Origin of the sequence: Shewanella rhizosphaerae, from assembly GCF_019457655.1 — a bacterium.
Taxonomy (GTDB): Bacteria; Pseudomonadota; Gammaproteobacteria; order Enterobacterales; family Shewanellaceae; genus Shewanella; species Shewanella loihica.
The window spans coordinates 3,292,893-3,311,581 of the sequence record NZ_CP080420.1; the positions used below are offsets into that span (position 1 = coordinate 3,292,893).

At 55.8% G+C, this 18,689-nt stretch carries 13 protein-coding genes; 8 read left to right on the forward strand and 5 right to left on the reverse strand.

Features of this window, described 5'->3' with window-relative positions:
- Positions 1-46: 46 nt before the first annotated feature.
- Positions 47-889 carry an HDOD domain-containing protein gene (locus K0I63_RS14380; protein ID WP_011866579.1) on the reverse strand — a complete coding sequence of 281 codons (843 nt, stop codon included), beginning with the start codon at positions 887-889 and terminating at the stop codon, positions 47-49.
- A gap of 291 nt (positions 890-1,180) precedes the next feature.
- On the opposite strand from K0I63_RS14380, the gene trhP reads away from it, so the two are divergent.
- Both trhP and K0I63_RS14390 read left to right on the forward strand, forming a co-directional pair.
- Positions 1,181-2,539 (forward strand): prephenate-dependent tRNA uridine(34) hydroxylase TrhP, encoded by a 1,359-nt coding sequence (gene trhP, locus K0I63_RS14385; RefSeq protein WP_144203825.1) that lies wholly within the window; start codon positions 1,181-1,183, stop codon positions 2,537-2,539.
- Positions 2,540-3,064: 525 nt separating this feature from the next.
- Entirely contained in the window at positions 3,065-4,393 is a 1,329-nt protein-coding gene (locus tag K0I63_RS14390; protein WP_220081478.1) for a phosphatase PAP2 family protein, read from the forward strand.
- Between the two features lie 16 nt (positions 4,394-4,409).
- On the opposite strand, the gene K0I63_RS14395 is transcribed toward K0I63_RS14390, so the two are convergent.
- Positions 4,410-6,662: a protein-disulfide reductase DsbD family protein gene (locus tag K0I63_RS14395; RefSeq protein WP_258406882.1), complete on the reverse strand. Its 2,253-nt coding sequence runs from the start codon at positions 6,660-6,662 to the stop codon at positions 4,410-4,412.
- A 24-nt stretch (positions 6,663-6,686) separates the two neighbouring features.
- Positions 6,687-7,826 carry a TlpA family protein disulfide reductase gene (locus K0I63_RS14400; protein WP_220081479.1) on the reverse strand — a complete coding sequence of 380 codons (1,140 nt, stop codon included), beginning with the start codon at positions 7,824-7,826 and terminating at the stop codon, positions 6,687-6,689.
- Positions 7,827-8,047: 221 nt separating this feature from the next.
- Between K0I63_RS14400 and K0I63_RS14405 the strand changes: the two genes are divergently transcribed.
- Both K0I63_RS14405 and K0I63_RS14410 read left to right on the forward strand, forming a co-directional pair.
- Entirely contained in the window at positions 8,048-8,887 is an 840-nt protein-coding gene (locus K0I63_RS14405) for an AraC family transcriptional regulator (protein WP_220081480.1), read from the forward strand.
- A 301-nt stretch (positions 8,888-9,188) separates the two neighbouring features.
- Positions 9,189-9,446, forward strand: a complete 258-nt coding sequence (locus K0I63_RS14410; RefSeq protein WP_220081481.1) for a YfhL family 4Fe-4S dicluster ferredoxin — start codon at positions 9,189-9,191, stop codon at positions 9,444-9,446.
- A 96-nt stretch (positions 9,447-9,542) separates the two neighbouring features.
- On the opposite strand, the gene ubiT is transcribed toward K0I63_RS14410, so the two are convergent.
- The gene (ubiT, locus tag K0I63_RS14415) at positions 9,543-10,055 is read right to left on the reverse strand and encodes a ubiquinone anaerobic biosynthesis accessory factor UbiT (protein ID WP_011866583.1); all 513 of its coding nucleotides are present in this window, start codon (positions 10,053-10,055) and stop codon (positions 9,543-9,545) included.
- A 196-nt stretch (positions 10,056-10,251) separates the two neighbouring features.
- On the opposite strand from ubiT, the gene ubiU reads away from it, so the two are divergent.
- Complete coding sequence (gene ubiU, locus K0I63_RS14420) at positions 10,252-11,253, forward strand: ubiquinone anaerobic biosynthesis protein UbiU (protein WP_220081482.1); 1,002 nt, start codon at positions 10,252-10,254, stop codon at positions 11,251-11,253.
- 32 nt (positions 11,254-11,285) lie between these two features.
- Positions 11,286-12,131, forward strand: a complete 846-nt coding sequence (locus tag K0I63_RS14425; protein WP_220081483.1) for a U32 family peptidase — start codon at positions 11,286-11,288, stop codon at positions 12,129-12,131.
- A gap of 86 nt (positions 12,132-12,217) precedes the next feature.
- Here K0I63_RS14425 and K0I63_RS14430 read toward each other — a convergent pair whose 3' ends face one another.
- Positions 12,218-12,868 (reverse strand): hypothetical protein, encoded by a 651-nt coding sequence (locus K0I63_RS14430; protein ID WP_258406883.1) that lies wholly within the window; start codon positions 12,866-12,868, stop codon positions 12,218-12,220.
- A gap of 517 nt (positions 12,869-13,385) precedes the next feature.
- On the opposite strand from K0I63_RS14430, the gene K0I63_RS14435 reads away from it, so the two are divergent.
- Positions 13,386-14,741 carry a YjiH family protein gene (locus tag K0I63_RS14435; protein WP_220043051.1) on the forward strand — a complete coding sequence of 452 codons (1,356 nt, stop codon included), beginning with the start codon at positions 13,386-13,388 and terminating at the stop codon, positions 14,739-14,741.
- Positions 14,742-14,992: 251 nt separating this feature from the next.
- Positions 14,993-18,673 carry a sensor histidine kinase gene (locus tag K0I63_RS14440; protein WP_220081485.1) on the forward strand — a complete coding sequence of 1,227 codons (3,681 nt, stop codon included), beginning with the start codon at positions 14,993-14,995 and terminating at the stop codon, positions 18,671-18,673.
- Positions 18,674-18,689 lie beyond the last annotated feature (16 nt).

The window sequence follows — 18,689 nt, forward strand, 5'->3', positions numbered from 1 at the left end:
AAGAAACGACAAGACGGATCGGCACACTCTGCCGACCAGGCCTTATCTATTCATAACTTAATTTAATCGAATGGTAGTTGTCGAGAAATTCATCCGATCCCAGATATTCTGGGCTCACGGGTAAGCCACGCTGAAGGAACACGTCCAGGCGCTCCTCCAGATCGTGACCGGCGCGCAGCTCGCCGGTATAGAAGGCCGCCGCGCGCACGAAATCCAGATAGGTCACCTGCTCTGGCAGATAAGGCAGATCCGCCCAGCGCTCGACCACCTCTGTCACCTCGGGCGAGAAGTCCCAGCTCTTGAGCACGGCGCGACCTAACGGCCCCTGCATCTTCCTCACCAGCGCCCTAAGTTGCTCTATGCTGGTAAACAGATGGGGATTGGCCTCGGCCTCGGTCAGTACCGGCAAGGCGCCGATATTGTGCACCAGGCTCGCCAGGGTCAGGGTGTCGTAATTGAGTCCACAGCCCTTATGGGTCTTGGAATACTTGAGTAGCAGGGCACAGGCCGCCGAAGTCACCTCGATAGAGGCACGCCACACCTCGTCCATTACCTCCCAGACCATCTCGTTGGTGGAGATGAACAGCTGCTCCATGGCCACTGAGGTGGCGATCGCCTTGATCTGCGTCAGGCCGATGCGAGTCACCGCCGCGTTGATGTTTTCCGCCTTGATGCCGCGGCTATACATGGCGCTGTTGGCCACCTTGATCATACGGGCCGAGATGGCGGCATCCTGACCGATTATTTCGGCCACCTGCTTAGGGCTGGAGTCGGGGCGGGAAACCACCTCCTGAACGCGCATTGCTACCTCGGGCAAAGTCGGCAAGACCAAAGCATCTGCCTTTAACTTTTTCAGTAACCCAACCAGTAGTTGATGCTCGCTAGACATGCAAACTCCTTAAAAAAACTATGCCCATATTGATGTTGCCAGAGAGTATATCAGCACTCTTGCTAACCGTGATGGTAAAAATCGTCCATCCAGTTAAGAATTTGTGTAATTTTAGCTAAGTTTAAGATTATAGGTTATTAATTGGCTTAAATTTCTCCTGTTTGCCCGCTTTTATCGTCAGTCATTGACGGCTGTCGATAAAATAAACAACTTCTAATTTGCATAAGCCTTGCCCCATTGAGTAAAATGCCCGCCCCAAGTTTGTTCGATACCTGTTAATTGAGAGAAATGATGTTTAAACCTGAGCTGCTGTCTCCTGCCGGGACCCTAAAAAATATGCGTTATGCCTTCGCATATGGCGCCGATGCGGTTTACGCTGGCCAACCGAGATATAGCCTGCGTGTCAGAAACAACGATTTCAAGATGGAAAACCTCGCGACGGGTATCCAAGAGGCCCACAGCCTGGGTAAGAAACTCTATGTGGTGAGCAACATCGCCCCCCACAACACTAAGCTCAAGACCTATATCAAGGATATGGAGCCAGTGGTGGCCATGCAGCCCGATGCACTGATCATGTCAGACCCCGGTCTTATCATGATGGTGCGCGAGGCCTTCCCGGATCAGACGGTGCATCTGTCTGTTCAGGCCAATGCCATCAACTGGGCCTCGGTCAAGTTCTGGCAGCAACAAGGGATCAAGCGTGTGATCCTCTCTCGCGAGCTGTCACTGGATGAGATCGAAGAGATACGTCAACGCTGCCCAGACATAGAGCTCGAGGTCTTCGTACACGGCGCCCTGTGTATGGCTTATTCAGGCCGTTGCCTGCTCTCTGGCTATATCAACAAGCGTGACCCTAACCAGGGTACCTGCACCAACGCCTGCCGCTGGAAGTACGACGCCCACGAGGCGGTGCAGACAGAGACCGGCGACATAGTGGCGGTTAACCCTGAGGTGCAGATGCACAACCCAACCCTGGGCGAAGGCGCACCGAGCAGCGAGATCGTCTTGCTACAAGAGGCGGGACGTCCGGGCGAATATATGCCGGCCTTCGAAGATGAGCATGGCACCTATATCATGAACTCCAAGGATCTACGCGCCATCCAGCACGTCGAGCGTCTGACCAAGATGGGCGTAGATTCGCTGAAAATCGAAGGCCGTACCAAGTCCTTCTACTATGTGGCCCGTACCGCCCAGCTCTATCGCCAGGCGATAGAAGATGCCGCGGCCGGTCGCGAGTTTAACCCGGCGCTCATGTACCAGCTCGAAGGGCTGGCGCACCGTGGTTACACCGAGGGCTTCCTGCGTCGTCACGTACACGACGAGTACCAGAACTATGACTACGGCTACTCCATCAGCGATACCCAGCAGTTTGTCGGCGAGTTTACCGGCAAGCGTAACGCCAAGGGGATGGCCGAGATCGACGTGAAGAACAAGTTCTCCGTCGGCGACAGCGTCGAGCTTATGACGCCCCAGGGCAACATCAACCTGACCATAGAACACCTGGAAAACCGCAAGGGCGAGAGCGTCGAGGCGGGGCTAGGTTCGGGTCACTTCGTCTATCTGCCGGTACCGGCCGAAGTCGAGGTCGAGCGAGCCATCCTGATGCGCAACCTGACGGGCGAGCAGAGCACACGTCAGCCACACCCTTAAGATTCGCCTCGAGCGACTTAAACACAGCCTCTAAACAGCCCGAATCTCTCGGGCTGTTTTTTTATCCCCACAAAATAAGCCTAACTCGACACCTAGCTCAACACCTAGCTCAACGACTTACTCTAGTTCTGACCAAGTGACTTATCCTAAGTGACTTATCCTCAGTGACTTAACTTAAGTGACTTACCCTGATCGACTTAACTTAAGTAACTTAACTTTAGTGACTTACCTTGAGCGACTTACCCTGAACGACTATGGCCGAGTGCCAGACTCGGCAAGCGTCTGCTCCGCGAACGCCTCCCTATATCTGACTCTAACCCTAGACATAACCATGCCTCGCACACACTCCACACCCAAGTCCTACGGCTGATTCCAACATTCAAGTCCCACGCCTAAGTTCCACATCCAGGTCCCATACTTGAGACTCGCTACATCTTCACATTTTTTCTACAAGTTTATAGCAAGCCTGCCATTAGCTGTTACACTGAAACAGAACTCTATCTTGATGAAATACAAGGTATAAAAATGATGACTCCCCGCACTTCCGTAAAATATCTACTCCCTACCCTAGTGGCCGCTAGCCTGGCGTCGCCGACTGCCTACGGCAAGAGTGAGATCCTCGAAGGCCAGTCCGGCACGATTTCTGAAGTGGGGGATGTGGTGCAGATCGCCCTGCCCGCCGCGGGCCTAATCGGCGCCCTCTGGATAGGCGATACCGAAGGCGCCTGGCAGGTCACCAAGGGGGTCGCGGCCACGGCGGCCATTACACATACCCTGAAGTTTGGCGTCGAGCGCCTGAGACCCGACGGCACTGAGTCCAACTCCTTCCCCTCGGGTCACACCTCGGCGGCCTTCTCCGGCGCGGCCTTTATTCATCACAGATACGGTAACGCCTACGGCATTCCGGCTTATGCGGCGGCGGCCTTCGTGGGCGGCAGTCGTATCTGGGCCAACCGCCACTACATGGACGATGTGCTTGCCGGCGGCTCCATCGCCGTGATGACCAGCCTCTATTTTACCGACCCCTATGCCCAGACAGATCTGGTGATCGCCCCAAGCCTGGGGGAAGATCATATTGGCCTGGCGCTGAGCTACACCCCAGGGCTGGCGGGTAACAAGGGCCCTCGAAGCGAGCGCGAAAAAAGCCATGATTGGGGCCAGCAAGACAAGCCGCTCAATAACAGCTACACCCTGATGATCGGCGGCTTCGATACCGACACTAACTATATTCGCGACAAGCAGGAAACCGGCTTCGACCTTAACGGCTTCAGCAAAGAGAGTGAACCTAACACCTACGCCTCGGCACTGGTCAATTGGGGGATGGGCAAGCAGCAATATCTCTCCTTCAGGTTCACCCCCATGGAGGCCAGAGATACCAGCGTGCTCAACCAGGATATCGGCTTCAACGGCAAGCGCTACGCCGCCGGTAGCGAAGTCATAGCCGCCTATCGCAGCTGGAACCTCTCCGCCGACTATATGTTTAACCTGATGCCAAAGAGCGACTGGATAGTGAATGTCGGCGCCGGTATCAGCCTGATCGATCAATGGATCCGCCTCGATGACCTGGAGGGCGGAAACCTTGGAGAGTTTAACGACTTCTTCATCGTCCCGGCCGCCGCAGCGGAGCTGGGTTATCGCTTTACCCCGGCAGTCAAAGCCAGCCTGGGCTATCGCATTACCGGTCTCTCCGATTTTGACTCCAGCGCCTTCTGGGGCGATGTCACCTACCAGATCAACGAGCGCTGGGCGGCCTCACTCTTCTACGGTCAGCTAGAGCAGACCTCGGACACCGACGAATATTATAACGACGCCCGCTTCAACTTCGCGGGCTTTGCCGTCACCTATAGCTTCTAAGCCAGCTCTGGTGACATCAGCCTCCTGCGCTGGCTTTCTCTATCAGCAGCGAAGGGGTTAATAGTTGTGGCAACACCTGCGGCGCTGGGTTGCCCTTGCTGTACCAGAGATACAGCGGCACACCTGAGCGCCGGTTTTTTGCAAGGAAACGGGTGATCGCCGGATCCCCCTTGGTCCAGTCGCCTAGCATCACAGCCGTATTTGCACGGGCGAAGGCAGCCTGGGTCTCCTGGCGCTCGATGGCGACCTTCTCATTGACCTGACAGGTTAAACACCAGTCGGCGCTGAAATACACAAACACATCCTGCTGTTTGACCAAGGCCGATAGGCTAGCCTCATCGAACACCAGAGGGCGTACAGACTCAGTCGCAGCATCTGCCTCAGCACCAGCCTTCATCTCAGTACTCGCCGCCGAGTTCGCCCCGAGATGATTGCTGCCTCCAGGCACCGCAATCATCAGGGTACCGCCAACAAGGATAACGATCGGCACCAGTGGCCACCAGGGGCGGTGGCGACCCGAGCGTTGCAACAATCCCATCAGCCATAATCCCAGGCTCAACAAGAGCAACAGCAGCAAGGCGATGAACAGATAGCCTCTGTCAGCTTGCTGCATCAATACCCATACCAGCCCCAAGGCCGTTAAGAACATGGGCACGGCAAAGCAGCGTTTCGCCGTTAGCATCCAGGCGCCGGGTCTTGGCATGCGTTTACGCAGCGCCGGAATGAACCCCACCAGCAAGAAAGGCAAGGCCATCCCCAAGCCCAAACCGGCGAACACCATAAGGCCTACACTGGTGGGCAGTACCATGGCTGCCCCTAAGGCCGTCGCCATGAAGGGGCCGGTGCAAGGTGTCGCTACAAAGGCGGCCAGCACGCCGGTCCAAAAATCTCCCGCGGGCCCAGGCTTTTGTTGTAGCTTGCTTCCAGAGCTCAGAGTACCCAACTCAAACAAACCGGCCAGATTGAGCCCTATGGCCATCATCAGCAGGATGAGTACCACTATGATCTCCGGGCGCTGCAGCTGAAACGCCCAGCCCACCTGATGGCCAAACGCCCTAAGCATCAAGATAAGCGCGCCCAGCAGGACGCACACCAACACGGCTCCCAGTGTATAGGCCAACGCGCCTGTTTTGGCTGTCCGCTCGTCCCCCAAGTTAGTCAGGCTGAGCACCTTCAAGCTGAGAATGGGAAAGACACAGGGCATCAGATTCAGCAAGAGTCCGCCTAACATGGCGCCAAATACGGCCACCGCAGCTGTGACCAGCGGATTGCCAGGCGCCTCTGGCGGTATAGCGGCAATTGAATAGCCCTCTTGGGTTGGCACTGCGACCTGAGCCGTCAAGGCCGACGAAGTTGGAAACACCAAGGCAGCTTGCGGCTGCCGAACGGCCCTGAATCTGACGGCCAGCGACTCATTTAGGGTGATCACCCCATAAAAGTCACTGAGATCTCCCTCGCCATAGCCATAGTCATCGCCATCATCGGCCGTAGTCGTCATCAAGAGGCGATCGCCCTTTCTGATAAAGTTCTGCGGCGCCGTGTTTGAAATCACCCCGTTCACCTCTGGGTATAGATGGACGATGTCAATCAACTGGACAGTGTCAGTCAGCTGGATAAACTCAGGCAGAGGGAGTGACAAAACAAATTGCCCATCTTGAATACTAAACTCGGCGCTGGCCACTATCAGCCTTGGCAGTTGTTGGCGCCAGCCATCAAAGGTCTCGCGATCCTCTTGAGTCGCGCCGCCATTCCCTACGCTGAACTGCACATGAAGGCGCTGCTGCTCCGGCAGACACAGCTTGGGACTGCACACCAGATAACGAAGATCCGCAGTCAATGTGATAAGGCTGCCGTTCGGTAGATCTTCGTCTATTTGCAGCGGTGCCAACAGGGCGTAGTCGCCGTGATAGATGTAATTCATCAGACCGCTGGTCAGCAACTGCTCGGGCGCAGGATATTGCAGCTCACCAACCGTCACCCCGTCAGGCAGCAGCCATTGCACCTTTAGTGGGAAGCCGGCATCACCTGGGTTAAGCCAGTAGCCGTGCCAGCCAGCTGCGGGAGACATAGTGATTGCCAGCGTAGTTTCGGCGCCGGGCGCAGGCGCGCCGGACTCCAGCAATAGGGATGCCGTTATCTTTCGGCCACCCTCGTCACTGGCCTGAGTCGGTGTGGCCTGTGCTGGCAAGACCTGCGCCTGAATGAACAAGCACAACATCAGCCAGAAGCCGGCGATAACTTGCGCCCATAAGGATCTGTTTTTAAACATATACCTATACTCCAAACGCGTGATTTATTTGCGTTCTAGGTCGGCGAGCAGCGACTCGAGGCGCTCGGCAAAGTCGGGGGCTCTCAGGCTAACCTTTTCGGTGATTTTGCCCGTCTCATCGATGAAAACTATGGTCGGCAGCTGGGTAACCCCGAATCGCTCAAACAGGCTGCCATCCTCGTCGAAGACTATGGGCAAGCGAGTGTGATAGTTGCTTTGATACTCGACCAAATCGGCCTGGGTGGACCAGAGGTTGCTGGAGAGATGCAGCCACTGGACGGCGTTGTCTGCAGTGGCATTATCGGCAGCGACATCAGCAGCAAACTGCTCGACCCGCTCCCGCACCAACTGACAAGACTTGGCCGTCTTAGGCTCGGACTCTGCCAGGTACCACTCACACCAAGGGGCGAAGAACACGAGTCCGGTTGCCTTGCCGTGGCGCGCCGCCGACGGCAAGAGGTAGTCATTGTTATCGAGCGCCTTCAATGACATAGGGCTCACCTCTGCACCCAGCTCGTAGCCGGACGCCTGCTCGGCCAGGCTTCCTACAACAGCTGAGCCGCTATCGGCCTGAGCATTAGCAAAAGGACCATTGGAATGATTTCCCGCGATAGCCTGCTCCAATGCCTGATGAAACGCCTCGTCATCCTGATGTCCAACGTAGGCGATGCGGCCATTCTTATCGATCAAGAAATGCTGCGGCGTCACCCGTAACTTGAAGGCCCGCGCCAGGGAGCCGTCATCTATGGTCACCGGCATCTTGAGGCCAGCCTTCTTTACAAAGGCGCCGACTGAGTTGCTGTCGTCACTGATCCCAGTATTTACGGCAATCACCTGCAGCTTGTCGCCATATTCTTGATAGATCTTTTCAAATCCAGGCATCTGCTGGCGGCAAGGGACGCACCAGGTCGCCCAAAACTTGATGTACACAGGCTTGTTGCCATACAGCTCGCCAAGATTAATCTTGTCCCCGGCTAATGTGGTCAGCTGGCGCTGCGGCGCCGGCGTACCAAGCAGCTCGCTGCCGGCAAGCTTGGCCCTTCTCTCCCCCTCGGCGGCAAAATCATCTTCTGCCAACGCCTGCCCCAAAAACGCCGCGGATAGCAACAATGCAGACAGGCTGACGGTTAGCCACTTGGAGGGTTTAATTGCTAGGAGTTTCATGCTGGGTTCCCATATTCGATGATGACTAATGAAGGCCGCTGGCCAAAGGGCCAAACCTGGCGAGCGCACAAGTTCAACCTGCCATGGCAGATACGCGACTAAGGGCATCTTATGTAAAGCTGGGAAATGCGAATTGTAAAATTTCGACATTTCATTAAGATTCGAAGGAGACGACTCGCTTTTACCGCATCCATGCACAGATAAACTGGACTGAGAGGTTAATGGAGCAGATTAACATGCCAACCTTGGTACACCTTGGCTTTCAGCGATTTCTACCCTGCGTCGGGCTTCAGCCCTATATCCAGTGTTACTGGCACATTGTTAGGGCTGCGGGACCAGAGTCGCTGTCGACAGAGTTTATGCATCCTGAGGGCGGTAGTGGCATCATCTTCAACTTCGGTGCGCCGATTCACTTAGATGGCATGCAACATAGCGCCCATTGCCTGGTGACGGGGCCCACGAGACAAAGCACCAAACTGGAACTGTCGGGCAAGGTCGATGCCTTAGGGGTGCGCTTCTGGCCTGGCAGCGGGCGCGCCTTTCTAAATGCCCCCCTGTCGGAGATGCTGGGGCAAAACCTGACGCCAGCGGATCTATCCCTTGTGCTACTCGGCGATGAGTTGACCGAACGCCTGGCCGCGCTGCCAACGGCGCAGGCAAAAATTGCCCTGCTGGAAACCAGGCTACTGCACTATCTGGCAGCCAGGGAGTCACTGCTTGAGGCCAGTGAGTTAAGAATGAGGCACGCCTTAAACTGGATCACCAGACAGAGAGGCCAGGGCGAGCTGCGCCACTTATTGGGCGAGCTAGATATCGGCCAGCGCCAACTGGAGCGCCTATTCCTGCAAGATGTAGGCATGACGCCGAAAAATTACAGCATTTTACAGCGCACCGCCTATGCCAAGGAGCTACTCAGGCATGACATCGACAAGTCTCTTACCGACATCGGCTATCACGCCGGCTTTTACGACCAGGCTCATTTCATACGCGAATTCAAGAAGGTCATAGGCATCACCCCAGGCATTTACCGAAACAAGGCCTTGCACAACCCAAAGCGCTAGTTTATCTCCATTAGGATAACTCCAAGCAAGGAGAGGCACTCCCATCAAGGCTCTGGTCCTTAGGGAGAAGAGGTGTGTGCTTGAGTCTGACAGCAAAAAGCCCCCACCTGGCCAACGCTATTTTGTCATCGGATAACCAAAGCCTGTGATACAATAGGCGCTAAGCGATTGTCTCCAGTAAATGAGACAGAAAATCGGCGTAAGACTAGGCCCTTAAACGGGCGAAATAAGATTATCGATAACAATCACAAGTAAACTTAACTGATTGTTATAAAAGGCAAGTATAAGGTATTACAACTAGATGGCATTACTGATCGACGACAGCTGTATCAACTGTGACATGTGTGAACCTGAGTGTCCCAACCAGGCGATCACCATGGGGGAAGAGATCTATGAGATAGATCCTAACCTGTGCACCGAATGCGTCGGCCACTACGACAAGCCTACCTGCGTCTCCGTCTGCCCCATCGACTGTATCGACCCGGACCCCGCCCATGTGGAGTCCCTGGATGAACTCCTGGTCAAGTATCACCTGATCACCGGTAAGCCGATCGATTAAGCTACCAACAAGAGTTAACCGTCTTCAAATAAACAAAAAGCGAAGCCTTAGCTTCGCTTTTTGATGACTCATCATGAGTGAGCTCAATGGGCTATTTCAGGCCCATGGCATGTTCGCTTGGCGCTGCAGTTGGGTGAGCATGGCGGCGGCCTGAGTGATGCTCTGGCGCATAAACACAGGCATGGTGTCAAACTCTATGCTGAGCAGCAGGTTTTTCACCTCGAGCCCCAACTCTGTATCTCCCTCAATCGCCAGACGACGCTGGAAAAACAGGGTATCTGGGTCTTCCTTACCGGCAGCGATCAGAAGCAGCGCCTGACTACAACCGCTAAAGCTTACCTCGGCCTCGCCGCCTTCACGGACGATGAGGCGCTCATCGAAGCTAACCTCGAAGCTTAACTCGAGATCGGTCACGCTAATCTTCACCCAGCGAGCCTGCAAAAAGTCCAGCTCGCCATCTTTAATCTGCGCCGCCATCAGCAGATTTAATATACGCTCGATAAGCTGAGCCTTAATTGAAAAAGGCACTAAGTTTAATGGTTTAGCTATGACTTTAGGCCCATATTGCAATAGATGTTTGGCCATGTTTGCCAACACACTTCGCTGCATGACTGACGTTCTCCTACCAAATTGGAGGACCGAAATCGTGACTTCGATCAATGTTTAGTGAGGTTCCCGACAACCGCTGTCGAGAGTGATAAGGAAATCAATTTTAACCAGATTTTATGATCACAAACCTGTTTTACATCAAGAATTGTTCAGCCATTCCCTTTTACACTTCACACTTTTTAAGGGAGAACAGCACATGGAACTTCTTTGTCCGGCGGGTAACCTCGCCTCCCTCAAGGTCGCCTTAAACGCCGGTGCCGACGCCGTCTACCTTGGGTTGAAAAACGATACCAACGCCCGCTCCTTCGCCGGGCTTAACTTTACGCCGGAAAAATTGGCCCAGGCGGCCAAGCTGACCCAGCAGGCGGGTAAGAAGATTTTTCTGACCATCAATACCTTCCCTAAACCCGGTGAAGAGCAACGCTGGTACCAGGCGATCGATCTGGCCGCCGACACAGGGGTCGATGCGCTGATCATGGCCGACCTCTCCCTGCTGGACTATGCCCACAGCCGTTACCCTCACCTGCCGCTGCACCTGTCGGTGCAGGCCAGCGCCACTAACCTGGGGGCTCTTAGCCTCTATAAGCAGGAGTTCAACATCGACCGTGTGGTTCTGCCGCGGGTGCTGTCGATGAAACAGGTCAGAGACCTCTCCAAGGTGACCCCAGTGGATCTCGAGGTGTTCGCCTTCGGTAGCCTGTGCATCATGGCCGAGGGGCGCTGCCACCTCTCCTCCTATGTGACGGGCCAGTCCCCCAACACGGGCGGCTCCTGTTCACCGGCAAAACATGTACGCTGGCAAGATGTGGGCGACAGCCAGCAAACCCGGCTCAACGACGTGTTGATCGACCAATCCGGTAAGGATGAGCAGATGGGGTATCCCGTAGTCTGTAAGGGGCGCTACACCACCAGCGACAGCCGGGAGGCCTCGCACCTGCTGGAATCTCCCACCAGCCTCAACACCCTTAGCCTGCTGCCGGAACTCGCCAAGGCGCGCGTGGTCTCCCTCAAGATAGAGGGGCGTCAACGCAGCCCGGCCTATGTGGAGCAGGTGACCCGGGTCTGGCGTCAGGCGATCGACACCTACCTAAGCGATCCTGCGGCCTACACCACCCAGGCCCAGTGGGATCAGGCCCTGGCCAAGGTCTCAGAGGGACAGGTCACCACACTGGGCGCCTATGAGCGCACCTGGCAATAACAGCAAAGCAATAAAGACAAAAGGATAACAAGATGAAAACCTCATTAGGACCGATTCAATATTGCTGGCCCAAAGAGAAGATGGTCGAATTTTATGAGACCGTGGCACAGAGCAGCGTGCCCCTGGTTTATCTGGGCGAGACCGTCTGCAGTCGTCGCCGCGAGCTTAAGTTCAGCGACTATATGGCGTTGGCGCGCATGCTGAAGGCCGCAGGCAAGGAGGTGGTGCTCTCCACCCTGACGCTTATCGAGGCGCAGTCGGAATATCTTGAACTCAAGAAGCAGGTGGAAAACGGCGAGTTCACCATAGAGGCTAACGATGTCGGCGCCATCTATCTGGCCAAGGAGCATGGGATCCCCTTCGTCTGTGGGCCCAGCGTCAACAGCTATAACGCCGCCACCCTGAAGAAGTTTGCCAGTTGGGGCATGCAACGTTTCGTGATGCCGCTGGAGCTGTCCAAGGCCTGGCTCACTCAGGTGCTTGAGGATCTAGCCCCCCGTCAGGTAGAGGTAGAGGTGTTTGGTCATGGCTTCATGCCGCTGGCCCATTCGGCCCGCTGCTTCACCGCCCGCCACAAGGGGCTGACCAAGGATAAGTGTCAGACCATCTGTATCGAAAATCCCGAGGGCTTACTGGTGCAGACTCAGGAAGACCAGCCGCTGCTGCGCCTCAACGGCATACAGACACAGTCGGCCAACTATATGGATCTCTGTGACCAGCAGACTCAGATGCAGGCCCTGGGGGTCGACTACTTCCGCATCTCACCCTCGTCCCTGGCATCCATCGCCTTGGCCGATGAGTTACCGGCCAAGTCGGCCAGCCACGACAGGCAGTGTAACGGTTATTGGCATCAGCTGCCCGGTCTGACCCTAAGCTAGGCGGGCGATAACTAGATGAAAAAAGCAGGACTCATGAGGGAATTTTAAAAAAGCTGATAAAACGTCGGTTTAGATAAAAGGAAAGGTTAACCGAGTCGACGCGTCTCTCGCTGGGTCCACACCAGCGAGAGTAGCCAACCCATGAAGCTGAACAGCGCCGCCCACTCCATGATCACAGGGCAACGAAACTCGGGTCTTGGCTCCACCATCACGAGATCATGGTAAAACCAGGTTCCGCTCGCCACCACGCCATCGTCGGTATGGGCCATCAGGATAAACGCCAGCAGCAAGCCCAGCGTCAGACCAGAGATCAACAGACTACCGCGCAGGGCAAAGCGCTTGGGCCTGTCTCTACGACTCAACAGGTAGACAAGATACGCCGCCACGCTCATCGCCGCGAAATAGAAGAAATATTCTATGCCTAAGATATGCAGGTGATAGACGTTAACCGGAAACAGGCCGACACAGGCCAGCGCCAGAAGCGATGCCACCAACACTGAGAAGCTGGTCAACACCCAGGGGCCGTCGCTGTTTTGCAGGGCAAACAGGGCAAATAACACTAGGCTCAAACTGCCGAAGAAGAGTCCGCCGTTAAACACCACCGCCAGCTCTGAGTGGCCATACTGACCCAGCTCACTCAGGGAGAAGTTGTAGAAGCTAAAGCCTTGGCCGCTGTAATCGCTGAATCCTAAGCTAGCCGCCACCAAGCCGATAAGATGTCCTACGAGTCCAAGCAAGCCAAACCTAAATGCTAATTTAGACAGTTTCTGCTCTTTTGAAGTCATAGGCCGTTTATCGTTTAACACACTCATTGGTTAACCATATATGGAATCAGAATTTTTTGCAGAGGTCTAGCGCATATTTCTGACACGGACTGAATAAAAACTCAACAAAAATCATACATGAGAATCATAGCTCACCTCCACTAAAGGGGTATCTCTCAGACTAAACGGCGCGCCACCACGCAACACCCAGGCAACAAATGCACAACCTTGTTTTCAAAGGGGTTTAACCAATATTTACCTAGCCTAGACCTTGGCAATTTAGGTACAATATAAATAGTCATAAAGTGCTAATAACTATGCTGCGGCGGTGAAACGGTTCACCAAGCATTATAATCGTTTTACATCACTGGACTTAGGGGGTAACCTTCCCCGCTTATCTCATGAATGGATATTCAGAGTGTATTGATTAACGGATCTTTGAGTAGATGGCTGCCCACGCTTGGGAAGCAAAGAATAAAGGCTAAATAAAGTGGCTGAAAAACAAACCCATAACATTAAAACCGTGCTGACGTTTCTAGTCCCTTCCATTATCGGACTGTTACTCTTCATGACCCCCATTAGCTATCAAGATGCCATCACGATCCCCATCGCCATCGTATCTAAGGGGCTGCAAAATCTATTGGGCGATAGCATTGTCGCCATCGTCACCGCCATTGTGGTGCTCACCGCTGTCGCGACTCTCATCTGCAAAGCGGCAAAACCCGCGATACTCAATCGCTATCCCTTCTTTCGTGCCCTACTCGACGTCAGCCCCATGTGGGCCCTGGTGCGTGTGCTGGGTGCCATCTTCATCGTACTGACTTTTACCGGCACTGGGCCAGAGGCGATTCACTCGGGCAATACCGGCGCACTGGTACTCAACGACCTGCTGCCCGTGCTATTTTGCGTGTTTATCTTTGCCGGCATGTTGCTGCCACTGCTGCTTAACTTCGGCCTGCTGGAGCTGTTCGGCACCCTGCTGACCAAGGTGATGCGCCCGGTGTTCAACCTGCCGGGACGCAGCGCCATCGACTGTATGGCCTCCTGGCTTGGCGATGGCAGCGTCGGCATTCTGATGACCAGTAAGCAATATGAATCCCGTTTCTACACCCAGAGAGAAGCGGCGGTGATCGGTACCACCTTCTCCGCGGTCTCTATCACCTTCTCACTGGTGGTGATCTCTCAGGTTAAGCTCGAGCACCTGTTCGTGCCCTTCTATTTGACCGTCTGTCTGGCCGGTGTGGTCGCGGCCATCGTTGTGCCTAAGCTGCCCCCGCTCTCTTGGAAGAAAGATCACTACATAGATGAGACCCCGCGTCATCCCGACGACGAGGTTATCCCTCATGGTAAGGGCGTCTTCGCGTGGGGCCTGGAGCAGGCGTTGACCAAGGCGGCCAAGGCCGAAAGCGTGGGTCATACCCTGAAAGATGGTCTGAAGAACGTGATCGACATGATCTTCGGCGTGATCCCTGTGGTGATGGCCATAGGTACCGTCGCCCTGATGATCGCCGAATACACGCCTATCTTTAACTATCTGGGCATGCCATTCATTCCGCTGCTTGAGCTGCTGCAGGTGCCGGAAGCCGCCGAGGCTTCTAAGACCATAGTGGTGGGCTTTGCCGACATGTTTATCCCGTCGATCCTGGCCAGCTCCATCGAGTCGGACATGACCCGCTTCATCATCGCCGCCATGTCGGTGACCCAGCTGATCTACATGAGTGAAGTGGGCGCCCTGTTGATTGGCAGCAAGATCCCGGTCAATATCCTAGAGCTGTTTGTCATCTTTATCCTAAGAACCCTGGTCACCCTGCCGGTGATCGCAGGCGTCGCCCACCTTATCTTCTAAGGCAGAGGCGTAAACTAAAAAAGGGCAGCTCAGGCTGCCCTTTCTTATGGCCGCAATGGCACATTATCTTATTCATTCAACTCGCAATTTCCCCAAAGACTTCTAAACTTAAACACTCAAGCAGCGCTCATTGTGCCGGGATTTACGCGGCTGTTTTTCGCCCCCCATCCCCAAAAAACTGAGCGCCAAACCGCCCCCTAGATCACAAGGGCCAAGTTATGACTTGCAAACACTCGAGTTGGCGCGCCTAGATGAGAGCACTCATTCTCTCACTCCTGCTATTGCTACTGGTGAGCCAGCCCAGCCTAGCCTTCAGCTATCAGCCGCAGTTTGATTCCTTCGGCGCCAAGGAGGGGCTGTCGATGAACACGGTCACAGATATCGTCAACGACAAGGAGGGACATCTGTGGATTGCCACCCAGGCCGGGCTCAACCGCTACGATGGCAAGCGTTTCAAGATCTTCGACACCCTGGGGGATAATCGCGGCCCCTCGGCCAAATATATCAAGAAGCTGCATTTCAGCCGCAGTACCCTCTGGCTCATCACCCGCAACGAAGGGATAAACCGCTATCACGCCGACAGCGGCATCTTCGAGCCCTTCAACGCCAGTAACAGCCCGCTGCCCGACGATATCGTCGATCTCGATGAGGATGCCCAGGGTAACCTATGGATCGCCACCGCCGACAATCGCCTGCTCTACTTCTCCCCCGCCAGCAACAAGCTGCTGGCGACCCTGGACAGCAGCACGACTCAAGGACTGCCCAGCGGGCGCATCAACACCCTGTATCGCGACCGGCAGGAGAGGCTCTGGATAGGCACGCTCAACGGTCTCGCCAGCCTCAAGCAGACAGCAGATGAGATTAGCGTCACCCAATACGCGCCAGAGGTGCTGCGCGGCGTCTCCGCCATCGAGGCGGGTAAGAGCAACACTCTCTGGGTCGGCACCCAGACCCGCGGCCTGTTCCTGCTGGATATCACCAACGATCAGGCCATGGCGATCGCCGCCGTGCCCGCCAGCCCCGCCTTCTCCATCTCCGCCCTCAGGCGGGATAAGTTCGGCAGCCTCTGGATAGGCTTTCGCGCCCAGGGACTGGCCAGATATGAACCCAGCCGTAACGAGATCCACAGGCTCAACGCCTCCGCCGAGAACCGCTACAGCATCAACAGCCCAGTCATCACCTCTCTGTGGATAGACAACGAGCAACAGCTGTGGATCGGCAGCAAGGGCGGCGGCCTGAGTAAGACCTTTCTCGACGCCCAATATTTCGGTCATATCCATGGTTTTAGCTTCAACGACAATAACCTGCTCAACGTGGACATTCGCAGCCTGCTGGAGGACAGCCAGGGCACTCTCTGGGTCGGCACCGCCAGCGGCGTCTACCGGGGGCTGAAAAATCCCAGGGGCGAGCTGACGGGCTTCATCCCCTTCCATGTGCAAAACCCCGCCCTCAGTCAGGCCTTCATCAGCTTCATCAAGGAGGATGAGCTGGGTCAGCTGTGGATAGGCACCCGGGGCGATGGCCTCTTCATCTATACCGCCGACAAGCAGAGCTACATTCACTATCTGGCCGATGCCAAGAGCCCCAACAGCCTGCCCAGCAATCAGCTCTATTCGCTCTATTTCGACAGGCAGGGGACTCCCTGGATCACCAGCAGCGATGGTGGCATCGCCAGATATGCCGGCATAGCCACAGGCTTTATAGCCGTGCCTCTGCCCATCAAGACGGTCACCGACATGCTGCAGGATGGCGACGGCAACTACTGGCTCACCTCCTCCAGCGACGGCCTGCTGAGGCTCGCGGCCAATGGCGAGATCACCCACTTCGCCAGCCACACGCCCCATGCCTTGCCTAAACAACACCTCTTCTCCATAGTGGCGGGAGACAACCACAGCCTGTGGATCGCCAGCAACGAGGGGCTAGTGCACTTCAACACCCAAGACTTCAGCAGCCGACTGCTTACCACGGCGGATGGCCTGATCGACGACACCATCTATCTGCTGTTTGCCGACCAGCGCCGCCACCTCTGGCTCGGCACCACCAAGGGGCTAACCCAGCTCGACCCGGACAGCCTGAAGACCACCAACTACACAGATATTGACGGCATACAGGACAACGAGTTCAACTTCGGCGCCGCGGCGCTGGGGCGTAACAACAGCCTCTATCTTGGCGGCGTCAACGGCTTTAACCACTTTAATCCGGCCCAGCTGCCCCGCCGTCAGCCGCCGACCCTGCCGGTGATCACAGATCTCTTTGTTCTGGGTCAGGCCCAGGGACTCCCCGACATGGACAAGGGCACGCCAAGGCTGCCCCCTTCGCTGGCGCTGCCCCATACCGCCGATATCTTCTCGCTGCACTACCACAGCCCGGATCTGCACAACGCCACCCGGCTCAGCTATCAGTACCGCCTGCTCGGGCTCAACGACACCTGGATAGCGGGCTCGCCGGAGCAGGTCGCCTACTTCACCGGCCTCAACCCGGGCAACTATCTGTTTGAGATCCGCGCCAAGGATATCAACCAGCAATACAGCCCCATCAGGCGCCTCAAGATCATGCTGGAGCCCGCGCCATGGCAGTCGCCCTTCGCCTACACCTTATACTTCACCCTGACCCTGATGCTGGTGAGCTTAATTTTTTATCGCAAGTGGTCCCAGTATCAGCAGCAGGCCGCCCTGCTGCACGAGGTGGCCGAGAGCGAGCAGCGCCTGCAGCTGGCCCTATGGGGCAGCGGCGATGAGTTTTGGGACTGGAATATCGTTCATGGCAATGCCACCCGTACCAACACCTTCCTCAAGTATCCCGAGCAGGAACAGGAGCTGAAGAAAACCATAGCCACCTGTGTCCACCCGGACGACATCCCCAAGGTGTCACGGGTCGCCAAGGAGTGCATCAACGACCAGATAGATAAGTTCTCCCTCACCTATCGCGGCCTGGCGCCCGACGGCGAGTGGCTCTGGGTGCTCAATCGTGGTCAGGTGGTAGAGCGTGACGAAGCGGGCAAGGCAGTACGCATCGCGGGGACCATCAAAAACATACAGCAGCAGAAAGAGACGGAGCACGCCCTGCGCGAGCTCAATCAGCGTCTCGAGCAGCGCGTCAACGAGCGCACCCTTGAGCTGCAACAGCGCAACGACGAGCTGAAACACACCCTGGACGAGCTGGAACATACCCAGGGCGAGCTGATGGACAAGGAGAAGATGGCGGCGCTGGGCGGCCTGGTGGCCAGCATCACCCACGAGGTCAATACTCCCATAGGGATCAGCGTCACCGCCGCCTCCCACCTGCAGGAGAGCGTTAAACACTTCGACCAGCTCTATCGCCTCGGCGAGATCACCGAAGAAGACTTCGAGCAGTATCAGACCGAGGTGGCCGAGTGCTGCCGACTGATCCTGGCCAACCTGGAGCGCGCCTCAAAGCTTATCGCCAGCTTCAAACAGGTCTCTGTGGATCAGTCCCACGAGGATGTTCGCGAGTTCGACCTACATGCCTACCTGGAGGAGATCTTCATCTCCCTCAACCCCATGCTGTCGCGCACGCCCCATGAATACAGCTATCAATGTCCGGATAAGCTGATCATCCAGAGCACCCCGGGGGCCTTCTACCAGATCGTCAGCAACCTGTTTAACAACTCGGTGATCCACGCCTATCCCGATGGCAAGTCTGGCAAGCTCAGCCTAGACGTCGAGCGAACCGACCAGGGGATCTGCATCACCTATCAGGACGATGGCTGCGGCATGTCCCAGGAGGTTCAGGCCCAGGTGTTCCAGCCCTTCTTCACCACCAAGCGCGGCAAGGGCGGCAGCGGCCTGGGGATGAACATCGTCTCCAACATAGTCACTCAGGTCCTCAAGGGCGAGATCAGCATAGACTCCCAGGAGGGGCGCGGCAGCACCTTCATCATACATTTGCCCGACAGCCTGATCGTCCGCTAGGCGTCATCTGGCTGCA